The sequence below is a fragment of the Streptomyces sp. NPDC002619 genome, from assembly GCF_042889305.1.
GTDB lineage: Bacteria > Actinomycetota > Actinomycetes > Streptomycetales > Streptomycetaceae > Streptomyces.
Genome location: NZ_JBIAQV010000015.1, coordinates 44,280 through 61,351 on the forward strand (window position 1 = coordinate 44,280; position 17,072 = coordinate 61,351).

The 17,072-nt window shown below is 68.3% G+C and carries 18 protein-coding genes and 1 pseudogene; 10 read left to right on the forward strand and 9 right to left on the reverse strand.

What is annotated here, in order from left to right; genetic code table 11:
- Window positions 1-2: 2 nt before the first annotated feature.
- From ACFYXB_RS23405 to ACFYXB_RS23420, 4 genes are read right to left on the reverse strand one after another with little or no spacing between them, the layout of a single operon-like run.
- Entirely contained in the window at window positions 3-857 is an 855-nt protein-coding gene (locus ACFYXB_RS23405) for an ABC transporter ATP-binding protein (RefSeq protein WP_389585430.1), read from the reverse strand.
- Window positions 854-1,699, reverse strand: a complete 846-nt coding sequence (locus ACFYXB_RS23410) for an ABC transporter permease (protein WP_389585431.1) — start codon at window positions 1,697-1,699, stop codon at window positions 854-856. Before ACFYXB_RS23410 ends, ACFYXB_RS23405 begins: the two co-directional genes overlap by 4 nt.
- Window positions 1,696-2,613, reverse strand: coding sequence for an ABC transporter permease (locus tag ACFYXB_RS23415; protein WP_389585433.1), 918 nt, complete (start codon window positions 2,611-2,613; stop codon window positions 1,696-1,698). The genes ACFYXB_RS23410 and ACFYXB_RS23415 overlap by 4 nt, the downstream gene beginning before the upstream one ends.
- Before the next feature lie 7 nt (window positions 2,614-2,620).
- A complete protein-coding gene (locus ACFYXB_RS23420) occupies window positions 2,621-3,601 on the reverse strand; it encodes an ABC transporter substrate-binding protein (RefSeq protein WP_389585435.1) in 981 nt (326 codons plus the stop codon).
- Between the two features lie 392 nt (window positions 3,602-3,993).
- Here ACFYXB_RS23420 and ACFYXB_RS23425 point away from each other — a divergent pair, with 392 nt between their 5' ends.
- The 5 genes from ACFYXB_RS23425 to ACFYXB_RS23445 all read left to right on the forward strand — a co-directional run bounded on the left by ACFYXB_RS23425 (window position 3,994) and on the right by ACFYXB_RS23445 (window position 7,278).
- A complete protein-coding gene (locus ACFYXB_RS23425; protein ID WP_389585437.1) occupies window positions 3,994-4,173 on the forward strand; it encodes a hypothetical protein in 180 nt (59 codons plus the stop codon).
- A 96-nt stretch (window positions 4,174-4,269) separates the two neighbouring features.
- Complete coding sequence (locus ACFYXB_RS23430; RefSeq protein WP_351364887.1) at window positions 4,270-4,815, forward strand: flavin reductase family protein; 546 nt, start codon at window positions 4,270-4,272, stop codon at window positions 4,813-4,815.
- Between the two features lie 347 nt (window positions 4,816-5,162).
- Window positions 5,163-5,405 (forward strand): hypothetical protein, encoded by a 243-nt coding sequence (locus tag ACFYXB_RS23435; RefSeq protein WP_389585708.1) that lies wholly within the window; start codon window positions 5,163-5,165, stop codon window positions 5,403-5,405.
- Window positions 5,402-5,785 carry a toxin Doc gene (locus ACFYXB_RS23440; RefSeq protein WP_389585440.1) on the forward strand — a complete coding sequence of 128 codons (384 nt, stop codon included), beginning with the start codon at window positions 5,402-5,404 and terminating at the stop codon, window positions 5,783-5,785. Before ACFYXB_RS23435 ends, ACFYXB_RS23440 begins: the two co-directional genes overlap by 4 nt.
- A gap of 188 nt (window positions 5,786-5,973) precedes the next feature.
- A complete protein-coding gene (locus ACFYXB_RS23445) occupies window positions 5,974-7,278 on the forward strand; it encodes a glycoside hydrolase family 3 N-terminal domain-containing protein (RefSeq protein ID WP_389585442.1) in 1,305 nt (434 codons plus the stop codon).
- Window positions 7,279-7,320: 42 nt separating this feature from the next.
- Here the strand turns inward: ACFYXB_RS23445 and ACFYXB_RS23450 are convergent, their stop codons facing one another.
- Together ACFYXB_RS23450 and ACFYXB_RS23455 are read right to left on the reverse strand one after the other, a co-directional pair.
- Window positions 7,321-8,310, reverse strand: a complete 990-nt coding sequence (locus ACFYXB_RS23450) for a cytochrome d ubiquinol oxidase subunit II (RefSeq protein ID WP_389585444.1) — start codon at window positions 8,308-8,310, stop codon at window positions 7,321-7,323.
- Window positions 8,307-9,722 carry a cytochrome ubiquinol oxidase subunit I gene (locus ACFYXB_RS23455; protein WP_389585447.1) on the reverse strand — a complete coding sequence of 472 codons (1,416 nt, stop codon included), beginning with the start codon at window positions 9,720-9,722 and terminating at the stop codon, window positions 8,307-8,309. The genes ACFYXB_RS23450 and ACFYXB_RS23455 overlap by 4 nt, the downstream gene beginning before the upstream one ends.
- Window positions 9,723-10,288: 566 nt before the next feature.
- Between ACFYXB_RS23455 and ACFYXB_RS23460 the strand changes: the two genes are divergently transcribed.
- On the forward strand, window positions 10,289-10,570 hold the full coding sequence (locus tag ACFYXB_RS23460; RefSeq protein WP_389585449.1) for a hypothetical protein: 282 nt from the start codon (window positions 10,289-10,291) through the stop codon (window positions 10,568-10,570).
- 375 nt (window positions 10,571-10,945) lie between these two features.
- Window positions 10,946-11,614, forward strand: coding sequence for a DUF1275 family protein (locus ACFYXB_RS23465; protein WP_389585452.1), 669 nt, complete (start codon window positions 10,946-10,948; stop codon window positions 11,612-11,614).
- A 393-nt stretch (window positions 11,615-12,007) separates the two neighbouring features.
- On the opposite strand, the gene ACFYXB_RS23470 is transcribed toward ACFYXB_RS23465, so the two are convergent.
- Window positions 12,008-12,637, reverse strand: coding sequence for an LUD domain-containing protein (locus ACFYXB_RS23470; RefSeq protein WP_389585454.1), 630 nt, complete (start codon window positions 12,635-12,637; stop codon window positions 12,008-12,010).
- A gap of 157 nt (window positions 12,638-12,794) precedes the next feature.
- On the opposite strand from ACFYXB_RS23470, the gene sigJ reads away from it, so the two are divergent.
- Entirely contained in the window at window positions 12,795-13,733 is a 939-nt protein-coding gene (gene sigJ, locus ACFYXB_RS23475) for an RNA polymerase sigma factor SigJ (protein ID WP_389585457.1), read from the forward strand.
- A gap of 151 nt (window positions 13,734-13,884) precedes the next feature.
- Here the strand turns inward: sigJ and ACFYXB_RS23480 are convergent.
- Window positions 13,885-14,157, reverse strand: a pseudogene (locus tag ACFYXB_RS23480) (IS5 family transposase); the annotation flags it as partial.
- A gap of 180 nt (window positions 14,158-14,337) precedes the next feature.
- Between ACFYXB_RS23480 and ACFYXB_RS23485 the strand changes: the two are divergent.
- Window positions 14,338-15,744, forward strand: coding sequence for a condensation domain-containing protein (locus ACFYXB_RS23485; protein WP_389585460.1), 1,407 nt, complete (start codon window positions 14,338-14,340; stop codon window positions 15,742-15,744).
- A gap of 386 nt (window positions 15,745-16,130) precedes the next feature.
- On the opposite strand, the gene ACFYXB_RS23490 is transcribed toward ACFYXB_RS23485, so the two are convergent.
- The gene (locus tag ACFYXB_RS23490) at window positions 16,131-16,628 is read right to left on the reverse strand and encodes a hypothetical protein (protein ID WP_389585462.1); all 498 of its coding nucleotides are present in this window, start codon (window positions 16,626-16,628) and stop codon (window positions 16,131-16,133) included.
- Between the two features lie 184 nt (window positions 16,629-16,812).
- Here ACFYXB_RS23490 and ACFYXB_RS23495 point away from each other — a divergent pair, with 184 nt between their 5' ends.
- Entirely contained in the window at window positions 16,813-16,944 is a 132-nt protein-coding gene (locus tag ACFYXB_RS23495) for a hypothetical protein (RefSeq protein ID WP_351368323.1), read from the forward strand.
- Window positions 16,945-17,072: the final 128 nt, after the last annotated feature.

A 17,072-nucleotide genomic window follows, 5' to 3' on the forward strand; every position in this document is an offset into this window, starting at 1 on the left:
ATCTACTCCTTGGATCCGATGGATGCGGGATCGGACGGTGCGGGGCCCTGTTGCAGTGGGTCTTGGGAATCCGGGCGGCGCAGATGGTTCGCCACCTCCGTGCGGAGCTTGACGAAGTCGGCCGTGGCCCTGGTGGCGATCTGGTCGCGAGGCGTCGGCAGCGCCACCGGGATGTCGGCCGCGACGGTCGCGGGCGGGCTGGTCAGCGCGATCACCCGGTCGGAGATGTAGACGCTCTCGTCGATGTCGTGGGTGACGAACAGAACCGTGACGCCGAACAGGTCGCGCACCGCCAGGGTGAGGTCCTCCAGGTCGACCCGGGTCTGTGCGTCGACGCTGGCGAACGGCTCGTCCATGAGCAGGATCTTGGGGCGGCACGCCAGGGCGCGGGCGATGGCGACCCGCTGCTGCATGCCGCCGGACAGCTGCCATGGGTAGCGATTCCAGGCGTCGGCCAGGCCCACCGCCTCCAGGGACTCCTGGACCCGCGCCCTGCGCTCGGCGCGCGGTACGTGGGTCGCCTTCAGCGGAAACTCGATGTTGGCGCCCACCCGCAGCCACGGGAACAGCGAGCGGCTGTAGTCCTGGAACACGATCGCCAGATCACCGGGGACTCCGCGTACGGGCTCTCCCAGCACGCTCATCTCGCCCGAGGTGGGCTTGAGCAGGCCGGCGACACAGAGCAGCAGGGTCGACTTGCCGGTGCCGGAGGGCCCGACGATCGACACGAGCTCCCCGGGGGAGACCGTGAAGGACACGTCGTTGATCGCGTGGTGCGTCACGTCCTTGGCGAAGTACGTGTGCGACAGCCCGCGTACGTCGATCATCGCCGTCCGGGTCGTTTGTGTGTCGGTCACTTGCCTCGAACCCCCTTGTGCCAGCGCAGCAGTCGGCTCTCGACGGTGAGGAAGACGGTGTTGATCAGGTAGCCGGCGATGGCGAGCAGCACCATGGCGGCCCACATCCCCGTCATGTCGAAGTGCTGCTGGGAGTTGATGAGGCTGAAGCCGAGGCCACTGGTGGCCACCACCCACTCCGAGAGCACCATGAGGATCAGCGCGAGGGCGAGCCCGATCCGCATCCCGGCCGCGACGGCCGGCGCGCTCGACGGCAGCACCACCTGCACCAGCCGGCGCCACCGACTCAGGTGCAGGGCCCGCGCGGTGAGCCGTAGCCGGGGATCGACGGAGGCCGCCGCGGTCATCGTGTTGAGCAGGACCGGCCAGACGCAGCCGAACGCGATCAGCGCCACCCGCATGCCCGTGGACGCCCCGAACAGCAGCAGGAAGACCGGTACGACCGCCGGGGTGGGCAGCGCCCGCAGGAACTGCGCGGGCGGGTCGAGGATCTGCCGTACGGTCCGTACGGCGCCCGCGAGGACCCCGACCACTACGCCGATCAGCGACCCGAGCAGCCATCCCGCCAGCATCCGGCCCATGCTCGGCGCGACGTCGGCCATGAAGGCCGGGGTCACGAACAGGTGCGTGGCCGGGCCGGAGAACCAGTCGACGAGGATCCGGTCGAGGATCGCGGTCGGCGGCGGGAAGAACAGGTTGCCCGCGTGGCCCGTCGCCCACTGCCAGGCGAGCAGCAGCAGGACGAGCACCCCGAACCGCACCACGGCGCCCTTGCCCAGTCTGGCCAGCAGACGGACCTGGCGTCCCGGCCTACGGATCAGGCCCGCTGCCATCAGGGTCATGACATTCCCTCTCGTCCGTGCCACGGGAACGCGCGCCGCTCGATCGCGGTGGCCGCGGAGTTCACCGCCAGGCCGAGCAGTCCGGCGACCGCCACCGAGGCGTACACGAGATCCGCGTGGAAGCCGCCTCGGCTGGAGTCGAGGATGTACGCGCCGATCCCCTGGGTCGTACCGATGATCAGTTCGGCGGCGACGGTGACCACCAGGGCCAGGCTGACCGCGATGCGCACGCCGGCACCGATGGCGGGCGCCGCCGACGGGATGACGACGGTGAGGACCCGGCGCGGCCACTTCGCCCCGAACAGGCCTGCCGTCTGCAGAGCGACCCCGTCCGCGTCCTGCACGCCGTGCACCGTGTTGAGCAGGATCGGCCAGAAGACGGCGATGGCGACCGCGAGGACCACACTCGTCCGCCCCAGCCCGACCGTGAGCGTGAGAAGCGGGATGATCGCCACGGCCGGCAGTGGTCGCAGCACGTCGATCACCACCCGGGTGGCCCGCAGGGCCGTGGGGGACAGCCCCAGCGGCAACCCGCAGATCACCGCGATCGGCGTGGCAACCAGCATCGCAAGCCCGGCCGAGGCGAGTGTGTGTCCGATGTCGGCCAGGAAGCGCGACGCGGTGAGCAGCGCGCCGAGCCGGGCCACGATCGTGGTGGCCGGTGGCAGATAGCGCGGTTCGACGAGGCCGCTCCAGCTCACCAGCTGGTCGGTCAGGCAGATCGTGAGAAGGCCGACCAGCCCGCGGACGAAGGCACTGCGCGCCGCCGCCCGTGCGAATCGAACGGGCCGTCCGGGGCGCCGCGGCGCCGTCGTCGTTGCCGTGCTCCGAACCGTGCCGGTACCGCCCGCGCCGGCCTCCGTACGGGCCCGCGGGCCCACCATCCATGGGCTGGTCGGTTTCCTGGTGAACATGACCCGGTCAGCTCCCGGACGGGGCCGGCGCGGCGAACGACTTACCGGCGTCGATCTTGGCGGTGAGTAGGCCGTTGTCCACCATGATGTCGGCCAGGGACTGCAGCGCGGCCGTGTCCGTCACGTTATGGATGTACGTCGGCAGCGTGATGCCCTTCGCCAGTTCATCGGTGACGCCGCTGTATCGGGGGATCAGCGCCCGGACGACGCCCTGGTCCGCGTCCGCCTTCTGGTTGGCGGCGGTGAGACCTTCGCGGAAGGCGGTGACCGCCTTCGGGTTCTTCTGCGTGTACGTGGTGGTGGCGACGTACGCCCCGATCAGCATGTCCGTGTTGCCGCCGGTGAAGATGTCCAGCACCACGTTGGTCTTGAGCCGCTGCTTGATCTCGCTCTGGAACGGCTCGGGCGTGCACACCGCGTCGGTGACCTTGTTCTGCAGGGTGCTCTCGTGGTCGACCTGGGGCACCGTCACGAGCTGGACCTGCTTTGCGTCGACGCCGGCGGCCTTGAGCAGGTTCGGGATGGCGAGGGCGCAGGCGGAGGTCGGCGACGGGATGGCGACCTTCTTGCCGACCAGGTCGGCCGGCCTGGTGATCCCCGAGTCGGACAGGCTGAGCACCCGGATCTGGCCGGGCGCCCCCTGGTCACCGAGGGCGACGATCGAGATCGGCAGGCCCTTCGCCTGGGCGGCGAGAATGTCGGGCACGGTCGCCCACACGACCGGGTACGCGCCGGACATCAGACCGACGATCGTGGACTGGGCGCCCTGGTGGGTGTGCATGGCGACCTTGATGCCCGCCTGCTCGAACGTCCCGGACGACGCGCCGTACGCCGCGGCGGCGCTGGAGGCGTTCGGCGGCGCGTCGATCGTGATCGTCGACGCACTCCCGTCGGCCGCGGCCTGGGTCTTGCCGCCGGACGCGGCCGACGTCTCCCCCGGAGAACCGGAGCAGGACGCCAGGGCCGACGCCGAGACGGCAGCCACCATGACGTACACACATCGAGCACGTCGGCTCGGCCGACGAGTATGTGCTCGGCTTGTCATCGACGATGCACCTTCCCTTCACTGTCGCTGTAGTGACGGCTGCGGCCTCGACAGCCCCCGATCGCAACGGTCCGCACTGACAGCTGCGCTGGTGAGTTCCCGGCGGAGTGACTGCTCGTCACCGCACGGGGATGAGCCTGTAATGACGCCGAAATAGAAGCCGACGACGACCGAACGGGTCAATGAATCTCCGTGTGGAATCCTGCACTTCACGGCGGTCGACATACGTCTTGACCCGATGTCGCGTAGCGAGAATTGTTTAAAGGGCCTCTGCCTTCGGCCGGGGCGGCTCTCGTTAGCTGACCATGAATCAGCTGTGGTGCGGAGTCGGGTCGTTGCCGAAGTGGATCTCGATCGGGCTGCCGGCCGGTTCGGTGCCGCGCGAGGTGGCCGACGTGGCGGTGCGGGCGCACCACCGGCAGGTGAGGCGGTCGGACGGTAAGCTCCCGCCGCATGTGGCGGAGTACCTGGTGATGGCGTCGGTGCGGTTCGCGGACGACGACTTCGAACCGTAACCGTGTCAGATTCTGCACAGACGATTGTGCCGGGCCGGTGTTCCCTGCTTCGCTGAATTGGCGATACATCCCTGCCATGACATTCGAGGAGTCCGAATGAGCACGGCGTTCACCGACTGCATGTCGATGTCACCCATGGTCAATCTGGCGGGCTACGGAGTTGAATCCGACCATTTCCGCTCGCTGGCCGCCGCACTGCCGACAGGCGTCACCGTCGTCACCACACTGACGGCGGACGGCGCACCGGTCGGCATGACGTCGGGTGCCGTGTGCAGCCTGTCGTGCGAGCCGCCGCTCGTGCTCACCTGCATCGGCAAGGACTCGCAGACGCTGAGGGAGATCAGGCAGCGGCGGAGCTTCTGCGTCAATGTGCTGGCGTCCGGCGCGGACGCGCTCTCGAACCGGTTCGCGGCCTCCGGCGGTGACAAGTTCACCGGCGTCGACTGGCGGCCGGGGCCGGGCGGGCTGCCGGTCCTGGCCACGGGCACGACCGCGCACGCGGTCTGCGAGTTGTACCAGGTCGTCCCCGCCGGCGACCACGAGATCATCATCGGGCTGATCGTCGCCGGAGATTCCGATTCCTCGGGATCGCCGCTCGTGTACTACCGCCGTGCCTACGCGGGGTTCGACGCTCTCGCCTGAGTCCTGACGATCTGTTTGCCGTCCACGGCCCCGGCCAAGGCGGGGTCGTGGGCTGGAGCGGCCGCCGCGTCCAGCGCGTCTTCGGCGCCTGCGGCTGGGAGACCACGGGCCGGGTCAACGGTCGGCAGGCGGCGCCGTTCTACGACACCGGCACCGCGTCGTGCGACGACAACCAGAAACAGTTCAAGGACATCTTCGTACGTCACTTCGCCGCGCTGGGGCGGCACCGCCCCCAACCAGACGGACTGGAGCACCCAGGCCGGCGCCCTGGAAGCGCTCACCGCGGCGGTTCCGGCCCCTGCCGATCCACCGGCGCAATCAGGTACCGGGTAGGTACCATGCACGTTATGCCATCACTGAATGTGACCTTCACCGACGAGGAAATGGAAGGCGTGCGTGCGGCGGCCGCAGCCGAGGGCAAGAGCCTGAAGCAGTACATGCACGATCTCGGTGTCCGCGAGATGCACCGCAAGCGCTTCGTCGCCGGCGCCACCGCGTGGGCGGACAGGCTGCGCAAGGAGTTCGACGAGGCGTTCCCCGACGAGGTACCGCCGTCCCAGCGCGGCCGGGGAGCTTCTGCCGCCTCATGAGTCAGATTCTGTACGTCGACGTCTCCTGGCTCCTGGACGTCCAGGAAGCCGCCCTCGGAACCGACGACGTGTCGGTCACCGACTACTCGGCACTCGTCGCGGCCGTCGCCCGGCACAAGACACGGATGCCGACCCTCGAGACGTCCAATCCCGATGTTGCGTGGCGCGCGGCCGCGCTCCTGCACACCATCGTGCGCCTCGAGCCGCTGCCACACCGCAACAGCCTCTTCGCGGCGTACGTCGCGGCCCAGTACATGGACCAGTGCGGGGAAGGGATCGATCCCCCCTACGGCAGCCTGTCCGACCTGGTCGGAAAGATCCGTGAGACCCGCCTGACGATCTATGCCGTCGCGGACGCACTGCGCTACTGGAGAATCTGACACCCTCGCCACGCTCGGCCTTCGGCACAGCCCGCGCCGCGGCCGAAGACGCGAACAAATGACCAATCACGTACGGTGTGATGGGGGATGCGAGCAAAGTCCGCAATGTCGGAGGCGCCCGCGCGGCGCGTGTTCAGGGGGAGTCAAGGCTGGGAGAAAAAGCCATGCCCATACGTCGCCGGTGGCCCATGAGCCCCCGTTCAACCGTCCTTCGCGCCGCCGCCCCGCTGGCCGCCATGGCGCTGGCCGCCTCCGGCTGCGGCGCATCGACCGCAGTCGGAGGCGCGGCTGCCCCCTCCCGGTCTCCCGTCGGCAGCTACAACACGCAGGAGCTCGGCACGGCCAGTCCCCTGCCCAGCCGAACCATCGCCGACGCATCCCCGACGGCCACCACTCAGGCGGGCTCGGCCATCACGAGCACCCCCTCGCCGACACCCACCGCCACCTGCACCGATCGATACTTCTCCGGCATGACCACGGCTCAACGGGTCGGGCAGCTCTTCATGGGCGGAGTTTCCGCCGCCAGTCCGAACCAGGCCGACCTGCGCACTCTGCGTGACAACCACGTAGGGTCCATCATGCTGACCGGGCGCAGCTCCGCCGGTACGGCGGCGACCAGAAGAGTGGTCGACGGCTTCCGGGGCCAGGCGGACCAGGTCGGCGGCCGGAAGGTCGGGCTGATGGTCTCCACTGACCAGGAGGGCGGCCGGGTGCAGGTGCTGAGCGGCCCTGGCTTCTCCACCATCCCCAACGGCCTGACGCAGGGCAGCTGGTCGACCACGACGCTGCGTAATCAAGCCGCCGTATGGGCCAAGCAGCTGAAGACCGCGGGGCTCAACCTCAACCTGGCCCCGGTCGCCGACGTGGTCCCGGCAAGCCTGGGCACCCGCAACATACCCATCGGCTCCTTCGGCCGGGAGTTCGGACACACCCCTGCCGTCGTGACCTCCCACAGCGGCGCCTTCGCCGCGGGCTTCGCGCAGTCCGGCGTGATGACCACGCTCAAGCACTTTCCAGGACTGGGCCAGGTGATCGGCAACACCGACACCACCGCCAATGTCGTGGACTCGGTGACGACCGCCAACAGCCCCTACCTCGAGCCCTTCCGGGCCGGGATCAAGGCCGGCTCGCCGTTCGTGATGGTCTCACTGGCCACCTACAGCAAGATCGACCCCAAGCACGTGGCGGCCTTCTCTCCGACCGTCATCAGTCAACTGCTGCGCAAGCAGATGGGTTTCAAGGGTGTGGTCATCTCGGACGACCTCGGCAACGCGGTCGCCGTACGGTCCTTCACCCCCGCGCAGCGGGCGGTGAACTTCGTCGCGGCGGGCGGAAACATGATCCTCACGGTACGGCCGAGCACCGTACCGGCGATGACGCAGGCGATCCAGACCCGCATGCGGCAGGATGCCTCCTTCCGCGCCAAGGTCAACGACAGCGTGCATCGGATACTCGCCGCCAAGAAGGCGGCGGGCCTGCTCGACTGCCGCTGAGCTCGAGGAGCTTCGCTGCTGCCCTACTCGCCCTGACACTCGTCAGCCTAGTTTGCGTCGTAGTTGCAGGCTGTAGAGCAGGAAGAGCGAGGGCGCGATCAGTACGGCCGCAACGCAGGACACTGCGAACAGCACCCACAAGGTGGCAGACGGTGCTGCCGCCTGGTGGATGGTCAGGTGGGTGCCCAGGAGGTAGGGGTACTGGGCAACTCCCCACCCCGCGACGACGGTGGCGATCGCGATGGCCGCCAGGGTGCGTACGACAGGCGGGCGGCCCTTGCGCAGCAGGAGCAGCGCGGCCAAGCCGCACAGGCCTGAGGCAGCCAGGAGTGGCGCGCCCACCCTGCTCAGCTGGTGAAACAGGCGCGGAGAGTCCGCGTGCAGTAGAAACACACCCGCCACCGCCACCACGCCCGCAACGATGCCCGCGCCGAAGGCCCGGTAGCGGAAGGCATGTTCCAGTGAGGTGTCCCCTCGGCGCTGGGCCTGCCCGGTGAGGAACACGGCTGCGAGATAGGCGCAGACCGTGACCGCGAGTACGCCGCCGAGCACGGACGTCGGGTTGAGCCAGCTGGACAGCGCGTCACCGTGCCCCGCCGATGGGATGCGGCCGGAGGCGATCCCGCCCGCCACGGTGCCGAAGAAGAACGGGGTCAGCACCGACGAACAGGCGAAGGCGACTCCGCTGATCCGCTCTGCCTGGCTTTCGGTCAGCGCATGGCGGAAGGCGAAACCCGCTCCCCGGGCGACGATACCCAGCGCCGCCAAGCCCAGTGGGATGTACAGCGTTGTGGTGATGGCGGTGAAGGCCTGTGGAAAGCCCGTCCAGATCGTGACCAGACAGAAGATCAGCCACGTGTGGTTGGCCTCCCACACCGGGCTGAGGGAAAGGTTGATCAGCTCGCGGGTACGGCGCCCCCGCGCACGCCCCCCGGCGGTGAGATCCCAGAAACCGGCCCCGTAGTCCGCCCCGCCGAAGAGGGCGTAGGCGATGATCCCGATGAACAGGACCGCGGCGATCAGCGTGCTCATGTGTCATCAGCTCCGACCGCGCGCACGTCCACCGCCGGTGTCGGCCGGGGGCCGTACGGGACCGCGACGGCGTCGGTGCCCTCTTGGGACCACCGGCGGTGCATGGTTCGCAAAACGAACAAGGCGCCGGCGGCGATGCAGACATAGATGGCGAGGACCGCGGCGAACAGCGGCCACAGATTGCCCTGTGTGGCGACGGCGTCCTTCGTCAGCAGGAGCCCTACGACGGTCCAGGGCTGGCGGCCGACCTCGGTCACCACCCAGCCGCTCCACAAGGACAGCAGCGCGACCGGCCCGGCGACGGACGAAATGCGCAGGAACCAGCGGTTCACCGGTACCTCGCGCCGCCGCCACCACAGCCAGCCGTACCACAGGGACAGCAGGAGCAGCAGCGTGGCGGTTCCGACCATGACGTCGAAGCCGAGGTGCACGACGCTGACCACAGCGTCGTCGGGGCGTACGGCCACGGGGATCGCGTCGAAGCCCTTGATCGTCGTGGAGGGGCGGAAACCGGCGAGGATCGAGGCCACGTCGGGAAGCCGGATGCCGTAGCGCACCTCGCCGTTGACGAAGATGCCGCCGAGGGTCTCCGGGATGTGGCTGCCAGTGGTCGGTACCATCTCGATGGCGGCGAACTTCGCCGGTTCCCTGTCGAAGACCTGGCGGGCGATCGTGTCCCCGACGAGGAACTGCAGGGGCATGGCGATCGCCGCGACCGTGAACGGCACTTGGAACCCGAGCCGGTGGTAGTGGTCCCGGCGTCCCTTGAGCAGGCCCCACGCGTACACCCCCGCGACCATGAACCCCGCGACGATGTACGCCGCGAGGAGCATGTGCACCATCTCCCACCAGAAGGCGCCGTTGAAGAAGACCTTGGACGGGATCACGTCCACCACACGCCCGTTCTTCATGACGATGCCGGCGGGCTGGTTCATCCAGCTGTTCGCAGCGATGACGGAGATCGTTCCGCCGACGCTCGCCAGCGTGACCACGGTGCCGGTGAAGAAGTGCGGCCAGGGCGGGAGCCTCTTCCAGCCGTAGATGTAGATGGCCATGAAGATGGCTTCGACGAAGAAGAAGAGTCCTTCGATGGCGAACGGAAACCCGAACGCCGGCCCGTACTTGCCCATGAGCCCCGGCCAGAGCAGCCCCAGCTCGAAAGTCAGTACGGTACCCGACACGGCTCCCACGGCGAACAGCACGGCGGCCACCTTGGACCATCGCTGGGCCAGGAGCAGCGCCTGCTCGTCGCCGCGGCGCAGGGCCCGGTAATGGCAGATCAGCATCATGAAGGTGAACGCGACGCCGAAGGGGACCAGAATGATGTGGAAGCCCAAGGTGAACGCCATCTGCTCGCGCGCGGGCAGGAGTTGTGGCGGATCGGCTGTTCCCACCAGGGCAGACAACACCATGAATTCTCTTTCCGGCTCGGACGGCGACGGACGATTCGTTTGTCGTGGTGGAATCAGGTTGCTGGAGCCGGTGCCCACGCGCAACGGAAACTCCCGCCAGGCGGCGGATAAGCGAAGCCGGGGTTGCAACGAGTTCAGAGAGCGTCAGTGCGGTGTATCTCGATGCGCCGGAACGGGCGCGGAACCGTCATGTACTCGACCCTGCGGCGACCTCGTTCATCTCGGGCACGGAGTCGACGGAGCGGCCCCGTACACTCTTGGCGGCACCCCACCCCACTTTTTTCGTTTCCCTTTCAGTGACCCGTCCGTGGGATGCGAAACCTTCAAGGCCTTTACCTTTCGGCACGTTGAACCGGTCAGAAAAGGGAGTTTCCCGGGCGGCCAGGTGAGCGGTTGCAAGGGTCATGGCGGGCATGCCTTGCCTTCTGTGGTCGATGGTAAAAAGCCACTCGCCGGCACACTCGCGCCATAGGCGGCGGTTTCGCCGATTCCTTCTGCGGGGTCATCCGTCGGCTACCGAGGCCGCTGAAGGGCGGGTCGGTCGCTCGGCGACTTACTGTGGAGGCATGAGCGAGATCGTCGTCGTGTACGAACTCGACAAGCCAGTCACGACGCGCGTCTCCCCGGGAACACCGCGGGGTGAAAAACGGCCGGTCCGCCGGGTGCATGCGGCACCCGGCGCGCCAGGAACGGCCGCGGCAACCGGACCTCGGACCCTGTGCGGCAAGGACACCTTCGCCATGGAGACGGCCGACTGGAGGCCCTCGGAAGCCCCCACGGCGCCGTGGTACCCACTGGAGTACGCATCCGTGATCTGTCCCGACTGCGATGCCGTGATCGAGACCTGAGCGGCGCGCCGGCCTCGCTGACGTTGCTGCCGTGTTGAGAGGATTCCGTCGCCATCGCCACGTCCAGACGTCCGCACCGTGCATGCACAGGTCGCGGCATCCACGGGTCGCGCTCGACACTCCCTTGCGAGCACCGAAGAGTGTCGCGCACTGCCGCAGACGGCCGGAGCGGCGGCCCATGACTTCAGCAGATGGGCGTGCACTTTCTCGCGCGCCGGCACGGCCGGGCGCGGTCCGAGGACGGCCAGACCCGCATCCTCCACCACGGGCACGCGCGCGTACGTGGAGATCTGCTCCAAGCACCGTCCACCCGGCGCAACTTGAGGAGGAGCCGTGGAGTCTCAGTCGCGACCGGTTACCGGACCGGGACGAGCTGTGCGTATCGCTGTGGTGTTGCTGGTGGCGGCATCCGGCTCTGTGGAGACCATCTCGTTCACGGCGCTGGACCATGTGTTCGCCGGGGTCATGACCAGCAACCTGGCGCTGCTCGGGATGGCGATCGGGCGGGCGCAGGCAACGGACGTTACCGCGGCATTGCTGGCACTGGCGGGATTCGGTGTGGGGGCCGCGGTGGTCGCCCGGGGCACTCGGGGAGGTACGGGCGTGGTCACGCACTGGCCCGCGCGGGTGATGTTCTCCCTGGCTGGAGAGGCGATTGTGCTCGTAGCGGGCGCAGGTGTCTGGGCAGCCGCGGGCGGAACGCCCAGTGGAACGGTCCGGGACGCTCTGCAGTTCGGTGCCGCAGCTGCGATGGGTGCGCAGTCCGCCGCCATGGTGGCGGCGCAACATGCAGCGGCGCCGACCACGTATCTGACCGGCACGCTGGCCACGTACATCGTTAAGGGTGTCGGCACCGGTCATCCGGACCGATGGGTGCCTGTTCGACTGGTCGGCCTGATCGCGGGCGCGGGCGCCGGCATGGCACTGCTGCGGGCCGCTCCGCCATGGGCGGGAGCGCTCCCGGGTCTCCTGGTCGTGTGCGCCATCCTGACCGCCTGCGTACCGCTGATCCGGGTACGCCGGGGCTCCGTTCCTCCCGTGTGACGGATCAAGTCCTTGGAGGGATGCCAGGTGGCCACGACATGCAAGTCGTGCGACGGAGTTCAGGTCATCGCGCAGGTCCGCACGCGCGATCAGGATGTGGCTCGACGAACTCGTGTGCAGCGCAGCTGGCGAACAAGAGTATTCGGTCAGGCGGGTGGTCGGTCGACGAGTCTGTTGGCGCGGCGTCGTGCGCCGACTCGGCTGCAATTTCAGCCGGATTCAGGGCAGGACAGCCGTGGCGGCGGTGCCTCCGTCGGTGCCTGAGCGAAGTTACGCGGTCCGTATGGCTGGACACCCGGCGGGGCACCACCCCGGCCTACCCAGAAGTAGTGACCGTGGTGGCTCACCCTGCTGCCGCTCTGGGTCAGCTTTGGCCAGACGACTCCTGGCGGTTCAGAATCCGATGGATTCGCGGAGCAGCAGGACGGTGCCTCGTCCAGGGTGGTGTTCGGCGTTGAGGATGAGAAGGCGGTTGATGGCGCTGGGCCACCCGTGGGCTTCCTGGGTGCGGGCGCTTTCCAGCGGGAGGCAGTGGTCTTCGACGCGCCGCAGCGCGGTGCCCAGGTCGGGTACCACCTTCTGCGCCCCGACGATCCAGATCGCGCGGGCGGCGCCGCCGGCGTAGCCGGGCAACTGGCTTCCGCTGCCCGAGGCGACCACGAGGGAGCCTGTTTCGGTGAGTGCGGCGACGCTGCCCACGATGACGTCGGGGCTGGCGAGCAGCCGTCGGATGTCGTCGGCGCCGGTGACGCGGTCCATGGCCAGGACGCGTGGCTTGATGGCCTGGTACCGTCCGCTGGCGTTGATGTCCTCATCGATGCCAGACAGGCGGAGGGTCTCGCTGGCCCCGGTGAACACGCTGGCGCCCTCCGGTATCAGATCTTTGATGCGGGTACGCGCGGCGGCGGCGTCGTCGAGGATTTCCACGGTGAAACCGTGTGCGGTCAGCGTAGTGGCCGCCCGCTCCAGGCGCTGCGCGGGCGCCGGGTCGGCGAACGGTGTTGCCGGCATCGGGGTAGTCATGATGTCTCTGAGCTTCCTGTTCGCTGGATGATGTGTTCGTCTCACAGTTCGACAACACAGCCCCCCGGAACGTGAGGCGACGCACCGGCCTCACATTCCGGTGCGCTGTCTTGTCGAACTGGGGAGGGCAGATGCGACCAAGGGAGCCGTCGGCACCATGACCACCAGATCCGGGCCAGGACACGGCCGGCCCGATCCGGGCCTGGACGCGATCATGAGCGAGCGGCGTCAGCTGATCAATGTCGCCTACCGGCTCCTGGGCTCCCTGGCCGAGGCCGAGGATGCCGTCCAAGAGACCTACGCCCGCTGGTACGCCATGTCCCCGCAGCAGCAGGACGCCATCGAATCCCCCGGCGCCTGGATGACGACGGTCGCCAGCCGCATCTGCCTCAACCTGCTCAGCTCCGCCCGGGCCCGGCGAGAGACCTACGTGGGCGAATGGATCCCCGAGCCGCTACCCGAACGTACGGAGTGGAGCACCGGGCGGCCGGGCGGCACCACCGTCGACCCGGCCGACCGGGTCACCTTGGATGAGTCGGTCAACCTGGCCTTCCTGGTCGTGCTCGAATCGATGACCCCGGCCGAACGCGTCGCGTTCATCCTCCACGATGTCTTCTGCCACTCCTTTGCCGAAGTGGCCGAGATCGTCGGCCGTACCCCGGCGGCATGCCGCCAGCTGGCCTCCTCGGCCCGCCGCCGCATCCGCGCCTCGCAGCCTTCCGCGACTCCGGCAGCCCAGCGCGCCGGCATCGTCAGGGACTTCAAGCAGGCATGGGAAGCCAAGGACATCGACGCCCTCATCGGCCTGCTCGACCCCGACGCCACGGCGATCGCCGACGGCGGCGGCCGCGCCACGACCTTCCTGCACCCCATCGAAGGCGGCGAGCAGATCGCGCATGCCTGGGTCGAAATCGCCCGCCGGAGGCCCGGCAACATGACGCTCCTGGAGCGTACGGTCAACGGTCAGCCCGGTCTGGTGGCTCAGCAAGACGGCGTCACCGAGACGGTGTTCGCGTTCGACGTCGCGGGCGACCGGATCAAGCGCATCTGGGCAGTGCGCAACCCCGAGAAACTCCGTCGCTGGCCGACGGGCTGACGCGCGTCTCCCTACCACCGGTCCGCTCACTGCCGCCACCCAGCAGCGAGACCCCTTCAAGGAGTGGGAACGAGGCTGGGCTCGATACCGATCATGGTCACGCCCGTCCGCACCTCGCCCCACCCAGCGGACAGTCCGCGCGGGGGCAGGCGATCCGCCCCTGAGCGTCGGCATCGGCCAGAACCGCCTGGAGGATCCGATCCCAGGTGCCATGTGCTGACCAGCGGCGATGGCGCTCATAGACCGTCTTCCAGCTGCCGAACCGCTCCGGTAAGTCCCGCCACGGGACGCCGGTGCGGACCCGGAACAGGACCCCATTGATCACCATGCGGTGGTCGCTCCAACGCCCGCCCCGGCGGCCGGACTTCGGCAGATGCGGTGCCAGCCGTGTCCACTCGTCGCTCGTCAGATCGCCCCGCCCCACGACCAGAACAATGATCCAGGAGCCAGTCAATCAGCATGATCCGCCGGACAGGTCCTCGTCCGCCGCGTTGCTTTCCGGCTGTCCGAGTCGTTGATCTCTTCAGGCAGTGAGCGATGCTCCACGGAGAGCGCGCCCCAGCACACCCACGACGTTCAGAGGCGAACGGAGTTTCCTTTGCGAATGACCGACATCCAGCGTTGCGAAGTCCGCCCGGGGCGTGTTGTGGAGTGGACGGTGCATCCAGCGACAGTCGAGACCGCAAGGGGCCTGCCGGACGACTCCCGCCCACCTGCGTACGTGCAGGAGTCCCACGCCCGCACGGCACGGTCGGTGCGCGAGGGGGGCCTGTTCGTACCGACCTGGCTCGGTACCGCATTCGACATTCCGGGGCAGGTCGATCTCGACGTCCTCCAGGCCGCGCTACGGACCTGGACGCTGCGGCACGAGACGCTGCGCAGCGGTTTCCGCTGGCTCGGCGACGACATGCGCCGCTTCACGCTGGACGCCGACGCCGTCGAGCTGCACCGTGCGGACATCGGCGAGTTCGCCGACGCGAAGACACTGAGCCGGTATCTGCAGGACCGTTTCGATGTCGCGGCGGACGCCCTCACCTGGCCGAACTTCATCTTCTCCGCGGTCTTCAGGGACGACGGCACAAGCGTCTACATGGCGTTCGACCACAGCAACGTCGACTCCTACTCGATCCAGCGCATCCCCGCCGAGATCCACGAGCTCTACGCGGCAGGTCTGGACGGGCGTGCCGTGGAGACGGCACCGGTCGCCAGCTATGTCGACTTCTGCGCGACTGAGCGCACGGACGCCGACCGGATCGACGGCACGCATGAAATCGTCGGCCGCTGGCGGGAGTTCATCACACGGTGCGACGGGAAACTGCCGAACTTCCCCGTCGACCTCGGTCTCGCCCCCGAAGGACCGCTGCCCACCCAGAAGTTGATGCACGAGATGCTCGTGGACGACAAGGACGCGGCAGCCTTCGAGGCGTACTGCCGCCCCTACGGCGGAAGCCTGGTCGGCATCCTCGCGGCCGTGGGCCTCATCGTCCGCGACATCGGCGGGCAGGAGGTGTACCGCACCGTCGTGCCGTTCCACACCCGGGTCAGGTCCCGGTGGACGGGCTCGGTGGGCTGGTACGTGGGTGGTGCGCCGATCGAGATCCCGGTGGCGCAGGCGCCGGACTTCGACAGCGCGCTGGCAATGGTCCGCGCCGCGCTGCGGGAGAACCGGCCGCTGTCACGGATGCCCATCGCGCGCGTACTCCGGCTGCTGGGCTCGGACTTCCGGCCCACGTCTCCGGACCTCTACTCCATCGTCTCCTTCGTCGACGCACGTGGCCTTCCGATGTCGCGGCGATGGCAGGAGCTGAAGGCGTACGGGCTGATCCGGGTGTCGTACGGCGATCAGGTGTGTGCGTGGGTCACCAGACTGCACGAGGGCCTGCAGTTCGCCTGCCGGCATCCCGACACCGACGCGGCGCACAAGAACATGCAGTTGTGCATCGAGCGGCTGCGGGGACTCATCGCGTCGGTGGCGCGACAAGCCACGGAACGTGCGCATCTGGTGCGGTGACCGTTCGCTTCGGCGGCGTGCCCATCGAGTGTCCTTCGGAGCGGACCCGGCCCGGCATCAACTGCCATGACAACGGTTTCTGTTTCGAGTGCGGACAGGGACAAGGTGGCGTGCACTCATGCCTGAGGGCCGCATTTACAACGTTGTAGGCGACCGAGCCGGTTGTAAGTGCAGTCGTTCACCGCATGTCCATCGCACTCGCCGGAGTGCCGCCGTGCGACGATGGAGCGTGCCGTGCAACAACCCTCCTCCAAATCCTTCCGCCACCTGTGCAGACCGGTGATCGGCCATATCGCGGCCTGCGCGTCGGTAGCGCTCAGCCCAAATGTCCCGCCCTGGTGGCCGAGTTTCATCCCTGCATGACCGCACGGCGCATACAGGGGCTGTTACCGCGGGGTAACTTTGAGCTCAGCAGTGATCTTCGCAAGGGCCTTGTCGGCAGGGTGCTGTTTGATGAGCCCTTCGCGACCTGCGGCACGGAGCTCCACCACCGCCACGCCTTCGGGGCCTGCGGCCACAACAGCCGTCACCACGGCGGGGTTCAGGCCACCGATCCCGACACCGACGATCGCTCGCAGGGCGACTCCCCCGCCGTCGCGCACCTCTGTCCCTAGCAGATTCCCTGCCGCGGTCAGAGCCTCGAGGACCAGCTGGGACGCTGCCTCCACCGTCCCGGGCAAGGAGACAAGAGTCGTACTGACGTCCTTCTTCGTCCGCTTGAAGCCCCTCGCGGCTCCACGCGCACCGCCCCGTCCACCAGCTCTGCTCAATCCGCCGAATCCGGTGATCGTTCCTCCGGCGGCACCCCCTATCGAGCCGCCCTTCGCACCGAGTTGCACCATCGCCGCGAGCAAGAGTTCATCCTCACCAGCCTCGTCGAACACGCCTGCCTCCTCAGGAACAGCGGTCGGAGCGCCGCCCGAAGGAGGCTAACTCTGCAAATATCTTTCTGCACCCTTGTGGAATGTGGGAACTTTCCTTCACCGTGGACGCCGCGCCCGCGCGCGCAGCGCACGTCCCGGTTCCGACTCCCGGCAGACAACCGGCAGTTCGTGAGGAGAGAGAGCAGTGAGCACTGCGAAAGGGCCCCTCAGCAGACGCGGCGCTTCCCTGGCCGCCGGCGCGGCCGTGGCGGGCGGTCTCGGCCACGCGGCGGCAAGCGCGTCGCGCATCAACGCGCTGCGGGCCGACCTCGCCTGACGGTTGGTCAGTCGGTCCGACGGTCGGCTGGGCGGTCTGCCGACGGTAAAACCTTACGTCCCGCGGCCCCACCCCTGCTTCCTACCCCCGGCCGCCCGGCGAAGTGCGGCTTGGCGCTTCGCGGCACC

Excerpts from the sequence above, each read along its gene's own strand:
- ACFYXB_RS23460 (WP_389585449.1), top strand. The coding sequence starts at position 10,289 with ATGAGCGAGATCGTCGTCGTGTACGAACTCGACAAGCCAGTCACGACG.
- ACFYXB_RS23420 (WP_389585435.1), bottom strand. The coding sequence starts at position 3,601 with ATGGTGGCTGCCGTCTCGGCGTCGGCCCTGGCGTCCTGCTCCGGTTCT.
- ACFYXB_RS23485 (WP_389585460.1), top strand. The coding sequence starts at position 14,338 with ATGACCGACATCCAGCGTTGCGAAGTCCGCCCGGGGCGTGTTGTGGAG.
- ACFYXB_RS23430 (WP_351364887.1), top strand. The coding sequence starts at position 4,270 with ATGAGCACGGCGTTCACCGACTGCATGTCGATGTCACCCATGGTCAAT.
- ACFYXB_RS23450 (WP_389585444.1), bottom strand. The coding sequence starts at position 8,310 with ATGAGCACGCTGATCGCCGCGGTCCTGTTCATCGGGATCATCGCCTAC.
- ACFYXB_RS23445 (WP_389585442.1), top strand. The coding sequence starts at position 5,974 with ATGAGCCCCCGTTCAACCGTCCTTCGCGCCGCCGCCCCGCTGGCCGCC.
- ACFYXB_RS23455 (WP_389585447.1), bottom strand. The coding sequence starts at position 9,722 with ATGGTGTTGTCTGCCCTGGTGGGAACAGCCGATCCGCCACAACTCCTG.
- ACFYXB_RS23470 (WP_389585454.1), bottom strand. The coding sequence starts at position 12,637 with ATGACTACCCCGATGCCGGCAACACCGTTCGCCGACCCGGCGCCCGCG.
- ACFYXB_RS23440 (WP_389585440.1), top strand. The coding sequence starts at position 5,402 with ATGAGTCAGATTCTGTACGTCGACGTCTCCTGGCTCCTGGACGTCCAG.
- ACFYXB_RS23415 (WP_389585433.1), bottom strand. The coding sequence starts at position 2,613 with ATGTTCACCAGGAAACCGACCAGCCCATGGATGGTGGGCCCGCGGGCC.
- sigJ (WP_389585457.1), top strand. The coding sequence starts at position 12,795 with ATGACCACCAGATCCGGGCCAGGACACGGCCGGCCCGATCCGGGCCTG.
- ACFYXB_RS23435 (WP_389585708.1), top strand. The coding sequence starts at position 5,163 with ATGCCATCACTGAATGTGACCTTCACCGACGAGGAAATGGAAGGCGTG.
- ACFYXB_RS23410 (WP_389585431.1), bottom strand. The coding sequence starts at position 1,699 with ATGACCCTGATGGCAGCGGGCCTGATCCGTAGGCCGGGACGCCAGGTC.